This window comes from Streptomyces sp. NPDC058697, from assembly GCF_042715345.1.
Lineage (GTDB): Bacteria > Actinomycetota > Actinomycetes > Streptomycetales > Streptomycetaceae > Streptomyces > Streptomyces liliifuscus.
Genome location: NZ_JBHXSU010000042.1, coordinates 59,472 through 65,969 on the forward strand (window position 1 = coordinate 59,472; position 6,498 = coordinate 65,969).

The window sequence follows — 6,498 nt, forward strand, 5'->3', positions numbered from 1 at the left end:
TGACCATGGCCGATGCTGGGAGGTATGCAGAACGGGATGCACACCGACACCGAGCGCTGCGTACGCGCCGTCCAGTCGAAGGACGCCCGCTTCGACGGGTGGTTCTTCACTGCGGTGCTGACCACGCGGATCTACTGCCGACCGAGTTGCCCCGTCGTGCCGCCGAAGCCGGAGAACATGACGTTCCACCCGAGCGCCGCCGCCTGCCAGCAGGCCGGGTTCCGGGCCTGCAAGCGGTGCCGCCCCGATACGAGCCCCGGCTCGCCCGAGTGGAACCAGCGCGCCGACCTCGTGGCCCGGGCGATGCGGCTGATCGGCGACGGGATCGTGGACCGCGAGGGCGTGCCGGGCCTGGCGACCCGGCTCGGCTACAGCACCCGGCAGATCGAACGGCAGCTCCTCGCCGAACTGGGTGCAGGACCGCTGGCCCTCGCCCGCGCCCAGCGCGCCCAGACGGCACGGCTGCTCATCGAGACGACCCCGCTCCCGATGGCCGACATCGCCTTCGCGGCGGGCTTCTCGTCCATCCGCACCTTCAACGACACGGTCCGTGAGGTCTTCGCCCTCTCACCGAGCGAGCTGCGCACCAGGGTGCCGAAGAACCGGGCGAGCCGCACCAACTCATCAGGCACACCAGGGGTGTTGAGCCTCCGCCTACCCTTCCGGTCCCCGCTCAACCCCGACAACCTCTTCGGCCACCTCGCCGCCACCGCCGTACCCGGGGTGGAGGAGTGGCGCGACGGCGCGTACCGGCGCACCCTGCGTCTGCCGTACGGTCACGGCGTCGTCGCGCTCACCCCGACCGCCGACCACATCGGATGCCGGCTCACCCTCAGCGACATGCGTGACCTGACCGTCGCCATCAGCCGCTGCCGCCGCATGCTCGACCTGGACGCCGACCCGGTCGCGGTCGACGACCAGCTGCGTACGGACCCGCTGTTGGCCCCGCTCGTCGACAAGGCGCCGGGCCGCCGGGTGCCGCGTACGGTCGACGAGGCCGAGTTCGCCGTACGGGCCGTGCTGGGCCAGCAGGTCTCCACGGCCGCGGCCCGTACGCACGCGGCCCGGCTGGTCGCGGCGCACGGTGAGGCGGTCGACGACCCCGAGGGCGGGCTCACGCACCTCTTCCCGTCCGCGGAGTCGCTGGCGGCCCTCGACCCCGAGGCCCTCGCCATGCCGGCCACCCGCCGGGCCACCCTCACCACCCTCGTCCGCCAACTCGCCGACGGAACCCTCCACTTGGGCGTGGAGAGCGACTGGGCGGAGAGCCGGGCCAGACTGCTCGCGCTGCCCGGTTTCGGGCCGTGGACCGTCGAGGTCATCGCCATGCGCGCCTTCGGCGACCCCGACGCCTTCCTGCCCACCGATCTCGGAGTCCGCCGCGCCGCCCAGGAGTTGGGCCTGCCGTCCACTCCTGCCGCGCTCACGGCACGCGCCGCGGACTGGCGGCCCTGGCGCGCGTACGCCGTCCAGTACCTGTGGGCGACCGACAGCCACCCGATCAACTTCCTTCCCGCATGATTCCGGCCCGAGGACCTTCAGTGAAACAGCACACCGTGATCGACAGTCCCTACGGCCCGCTCACCCTCGTCGCCACCGACGGGGTCCTGTCCGGCCTCTACATGACCGACCAGCGCCACCGCCCACCCGAGGAGACCTTCGGCGACCCGGACGACACACCCTTCACCGGGACGATCGACGAACTACGGGCCTATTTCGCGGGCGAGTTGAAGGAATTCACGATCCAACTCCACCTGGACGGCACCCCGTTCCAGCGCTCCGTCTGGGAACAGCTCCAGAGGATCCCGTACGGCGAGACCCGTTCGTACGGCGAGCTCGCCGACGCCCTCGGCAACCCGAACGCATCCCGCGCGGTAGGCCTCGCCAACGGCAAGAACCCGCTCGGGATCATCGTGCCCTGCCACCGGGTCGTCGGCGCCAACGGCAGCCTGACCGGCTACGGCGGCGGCCTGGAACGCAAGCGGCAACTGCTGGACTTCGAACGGGGAGAGGCAGACGCCGCACTGTTCTGAAACGGACGCCTGCCCCCTGCCGATCAGCCGGCCGCCAGGCTGCGCAACAGCGCGGGCAGGGCCGTGCCGATCGGCTCCCGGATCACCTCGTCGGCGCGATCGTCGTACGGGGTCGGCTCGGCGTTGACGATGACGAGCCGTGCGTCGTGGTCGGCGGCGATTCCGGCGAGGTCGGCGGCGGGCTGGACCTGGAGGCTGGTGCCGACGGCGATGAACACCTGGCAGGCCTTGGTGATCGCGACCGCCTCACCGAGCACCACGGGGTCGAGCCGCTCGCCGAAGAACACCGTCGCAGACTTCAGGATCCCGCCGCACTCCAGACACGGCGGATCCTCCTCCCCGGCCTCGACCCGGGCGAGGGCGTCCTCCATCGGCCCGCGCGCACGACACTTCGTACACACGAAACTCCGTGCGCTGCCGTGCAGTTCGAGCACCTTGCGCGCGGGCATTCCGGCCAGCTGGTGCAGCCCGTCCACGTTCTGCGTGATCACCCTGACCGGCACCCGGGCCCGCTCCAGTTCGGCCACGGCCAGATGCGCGGCGTTCGGCTCCGCCTGCAGCGTGCGGTTCTTCCGCCGCATCTGCCAGGACCGGCGCCGGATCTCCGGATCACCCATGTAGTACTCGTACGTCACGAGCTTCTGAGCCTCGGGATCCCGCTGCCACAACCCGTTCGGACCGCGGTAGTCGGGAATCCCGGAATCGGTGGAGACACCTGCGCCACTGAGCAGGGCGACGAGCGGCTTGTTCATGGGCCGAGGGTAGGTCGCGCGTGCACGTGGGGCGAGTGGATATCGGGCGCCTGGACAGCTCGACCTCGCATCGCACCGGTCGATGGGTCATGCGGGCGGCGGAGGCGAGGAGCCCAAGGGCTCAGGCCACGGGACGCCCGTTCTCCAGTTCCACCGTTCCCGCGCCCGTCGCGAGCACGTCCAGTGAGGCGAGCACGCGGCTGCCCAGGGAGCCCGAGATGTACTCGGGGAACTCCTCGCGGGCCACCAGGCGCCAGGACAGCAGTTCCTCCTCCTGGAGCCGGATCGCCTTGAACTGGTCCTCCGACAGGACGCCTCCGTCGTACAGGTACGCCACGATCGGCGGCCGCGTGGTGCCGGGCACCCAGTCCACCGCGAGCAGCCGGCCGATCTCCAGGTCCAGGCCGATCTCCTCCAGCGTCTCCCGGCGGGCGCCCTGCCGCGGGGTCTCGCCGTCGTCGGACTCGACGGTTCCGCCGGGCAGCGCCCAGCCGTCGCGGTAGTTGGGCTCGACGAGCAGCACACGGCCCTCGGCGTCACGGAAGAGCGCGGCGGCGCCGACGAGGACACGGGGGAGTCCCGCGATGTACGTGGCGTAGTCAGGAGTCGTCATTGGGGCAGCGTAACGAGGCCGGCCCGGAGGGCGGGAAAGATCACCCGGGAGTAATCCTTACGAGGTCACCGCCCCGGCGGGCAGCTCGGCACGCACCGCCAACCGCACTGTCCGCTCCGCCAGTTCACTGATCCGTACCCCGTCGAAGCCGAACACCGCGCTGTGCACGGTGTCCTCCAGCGGGACCGTCCACTGCGGGGGAATCGCGGCGGCTCCGCCCAGCACCCCCGCGACGGAACCCGCTGTCGCGCCGTTCGAGTCGGTGTCCAGACCGCCGCGGACCGTGAGGGCGATGGAGCGGCTGAAGTCGCCCTCGCCGTACAGGAGTCCGGCCGTCAGGACGGCGGCGTTCGGGACCGTGTGGATCCAGCCGAGGCCCGCCGTCTCCTCCGCCACCGTGTCGAGCGTGTCCTCCCAGCCCAGCCGGCTCTCGTGGAGCGTCATCACGCGGCGCACGGTACGGGCCAGGCGGCTGCTCGCCGGGATCACCGTGAGCGCGGTGTCCAGGGCGTCCCGCACGGTCGGCGCGGTGAACGCGGCAGCCACCAGCGCCGCCGCCCACATCGCCCCGTACACACCGTTCCCCGTATGGGACAGCACCGCGTCCCGCCGGGCCAGCGAGGCAGCGCGCCGGGGCAGGCCCGGACTGGTCCAGCCGTAGACGTCGGCGCGGATGAGGGCACCGATCCACTCCTGGTACGGGTTGTCGTAGGTCGCCGTCAGTGGCGGCTTCAGCCCGTTCGCGAGGTTCCGGTAGGCCGCGCGCTCCGCCGTGAACGTCTGCAGATACGGCAGCCGCAGCAGCCACAGGTCGCCCACCTGCTCCGTACTGAAGCCGAAACCGTGCGTCTCCAGGAGATGCAGCCCGAGGATCGCGTAGTCCACGTCGTCGTCCCGGCAGCTGCCGTGGATCCGGCCGCGTACGCACCTGCGCCACTCCGGGCGCAGCACGAACTCCTCGCTCGGACCGGCCGGCTCCGGCAGGTAGTCGGTGAGGGGCAGCGCGTCGGCCTGCCGCAGGTAGCGGTCGATGCGGTCCCGCGTCCAGTAGTCGCCCCGCTCCACCGGTTTGCCGAGCATGTTGCCCGCGATCCGGCCGAGCCAGCCGCCCAGGACACGGTCCGCGAGATCGTCAACGCGCACAGGGGTCATACACCCGGTGTACCGAATTCCCGCTCCTCCTGCCCGCTGTACGCAAATCCGGCACTACACCACATGAGAGGCTCGTCAGGTTTTAGTCGTATTGCGGTTGGGGGTCCCGGAAACCGGTGCCCCATGAACTGGGAGATCCATGAAGCCGATGAGCCGTACGACCGTCCTGGCGGCCGGTGCCGCCGCCGCGGTCGTCGCCGTCCTGTCCGTCACCGGTGCGGCGCCCGCGCAGGCGGCCCCCGCCGAGCCTCTGGTGAACACCGGGGACGTCGGGGTGCGGACCGGGGACGTCGATGCCCTGGAGGACGTGCTGGAACACATCAGCGTGCCGTTCGGGGGCAGTGGGACGCTGACGCATCAGCTGTACGACTCCCGCGGCGCCGACGCCGGCTGACCCGCGGCCGCTGTCCGGGACGTGAGAACCGCCCTGGGCAGCGGCCCCCTCCTCCGGTTAGGGTCGCAGCGGCGCGACTGCCTTGACGTGTGCAAGGCCCGAAGAGCAAGGGGAATGCAAGGTGGCGGACGCTGCAGTGAATCGGGGCCAGGGCCGGAACCAGCGGGTGCTCATCGCCGCGGACAAGTTCAAGGGCTCGCTCACGGCCGTGCAGGTGGCCGAGCGGGTGACGGCCGGACTGCGCAGGGTCGCGCCGCGGGTCGAGGTGGAGGCGCTGCCGGTCGCCGACGGCGGCGACGGCACGGTCGACGCGGCGGTCGCCGCCGGGTTCGAACGGCGTGAGGTACGGGTCGCCGGGCCGCTCGGTCACGAGATCACCGCCGCGTTCGCGCTGCGCGACGACACCGCCGTCGTGGAGATGGCCGAGGCCAGCGGGCTCCAGCGGCTGCCCGCCGGGTCCTTCGCGCCGCTCACGTCGTCCACTTACGGGTCCGGGGAGCTGCTCCGGGCCGCGCTGGACGCCGGGGCGCGCACGATCGTGTTCGGCGTCGGCGGCAGCGCCACCACGGACGGCGGGGCCGGGATGCTGGCCGCGCTCGGGGCACGCTTCCTCGACGAGGAGGGCGAGCCGGTGCCGCCCGGGGGAGGCTCCCTGGGACGGCTGGCCACGGCGGACCTGTCCGGTCTTGACCCCCGCCTCTCCTCCGTGGACGTGGTCCTCGCGAGTGACGTGGACAATCCGCTGACCGGGCCCAAGGGGGCGCCGGCGGTGTACGGGCCCCAGAAGGGGGCCTCGCCCGACGATGTGGCGGTGCTGGACGCGGGGCTCGCGCACTTCGCCGCGGTGCTGGAGAAGGCGATCGGGTCCAAGGCGGCCGAGTACGCCGTCGCGCCCGGGGCCGGGGCGGCGGGGGGTATCGGGTACGGGGCTCTGGTGGGCCTCGGCGCGAGTTTCCGCCCGGGTATCGAGGTCATGCTCGACGTGCTCGGCTTCGCGCCCGCGCTTGAGCGGGCCACGCTGGTGATCACCGGTGAGGGGTCCCTCGACGAGCAGACCCTGCACGGGAAGGCTCCCGCCGGGGTTGCTGCCGCCGCGCGGGCCGCCGACAAGGAGGTCATCGCGGTCTGTGGCCGCCTTGCGCTCCCGCCGGAGGCCCTTGGGCGGGCCGGCATCCGTCGCGCCTATCCCCTCACGGACGTCGAGCCCGATGTCTCCCGCTGCATCGCCGAAGCGGGCCCCATCCTGGAAACCGTGGGCGAGCGAATCGCCCAGGACTTCCTGATCTGAGGGCGGGACGCCGAACGGGGACTTTCCTCGCCCCCGCCGCCCCTACCCATTCCCGTCACTTACTCAGGGGCTCCGCCCCCGAACCCCCGCTCCTCAAACGCCGGAGGGGCTGGGGGGTGGGTGGGGGTTTGCGGGCTGCGATGTGTGTGCGGGTTCGTTGTGGCTGATCGCGCAGTTCCCCGCGCCCCTAAAAACCTAGGGGCGCGGGGAACTGCGCAGTCTTTTGGGGGTTCGGGGGCGGAGCCCCCGAGTAAGGGACGGGAATG

General features: G+C 71.8%; 7 protein-coding genes. 4 read left to right on the forward strand and 3 right to left on the reverse strand.

Annotation, left to right across the window (positions count from 1 at the left end):
• Positions 1-36: 36 nt before the first annotated feature.
• Together ACFWXQ_RS45075 and ACFWXQ_RS45080 are read left to right on the forward strand one after the other, a co-directional pair.
• Complete coding sequence (locus ACFWXQ_RS45075; protein WP_383942787.1) at positions 37-1,521, forward strand: AlkA N-terminal domain-containing protein; 1,485 nt, start codon at positions 37-39, stop codon at positions 1,519-1,521.
• Between the two features lie 20 nt (positions 1,522-1,541).
• Complete coding sequence (locus tag ACFWXQ_RS45080) at positions 1,542-2,033, forward strand: methylated-DNA--[protein]-cysteine S-methyltransferase (protein ID WP_383942764.1); 492 nt, start codon at positions 1,542-1,544, stop codon at positions 2,031-2,033.
• A 23-nt stretch (positions 2,034-2,056) separates the two neighbouring features.
• On the opposite strand, the gene ACFWXQ_RS45085 is transcribed toward ACFWXQ_RS45080, so the two are convergent.
• The 3 genes from ACFWXQ_RS45085 to ACFWXQ_RS45095 all read right to left on the reverse strand — a co-directional run bounded on the left by ACFWXQ_RS45085 (position 2,057) and on the right by ACFWXQ_RS45095 (position 4,550).
• A complete protein-coding gene (locus ACFWXQ_RS45085) occupies positions 2,057-2,785 on the reverse strand; it encodes an NAD-dependent deacetylase (RefSeq protein WP_383942767.1) in 729 nt (242 codons plus the stop codon).
• Between the two features lie 121 nt (positions 2,786-2,906).
• Positions 2,907-3,398: an NUDIX domain-containing protein gene (locus tag ACFWXQ_RS45090; RefSeq protein ID WP_383942770.1), complete on the reverse strand. Its 492-nt coding sequence runs from the start codon at positions 3,396-3,398 to the stop codon at positions 2,907-2,909.
• Positions 3,399-3,455: 57 nt separating this feature from the next.
• Positions 3,456-4,550 carry an ADP-ribosylglycohydrolase family protein gene (locus ACFWXQ_RS45095; RefSeq protein WP_383942773.1) on the reverse strand — a complete coding sequence of 365 codons (1,095 nt, stop codon included), beginning with the start codon at positions 4,548-4,550 and terminating at the stop codon, positions 3,456-3,458.
• A 139-nt stretch (positions 4,551-4,689) separates the two neighbouring features.
• Here ACFWXQ_RS45095 and ACFWXQ_RS45100 point away from each other — a divergent pair, with 139 nt between their 5' ends.
• Positions 4,690-4,944, forward strand: coding sequence for a hypothetical protein (locus tag ACFWXQ_RS45100; protein ID WP_383942776.1), 255 nt, complete (start codon positions 4,690-4,692; stop codon positions 4,942-4,944).
• 166 nt (positions 4,945-5,110) lie between these two features.
• Positions 5,111-6,232, forward strand: coding sequence for a glycerate kinase (locus tag ACFWXQ_RS45105; RefSeq protein ID WP_383942790.1), 1,122 nt, complete (start codon positions 5,111-5,113; stop codon positions 6,230-6,232).
• Positions 6,233-6,498: the final 266 nt, after the last annotated feature.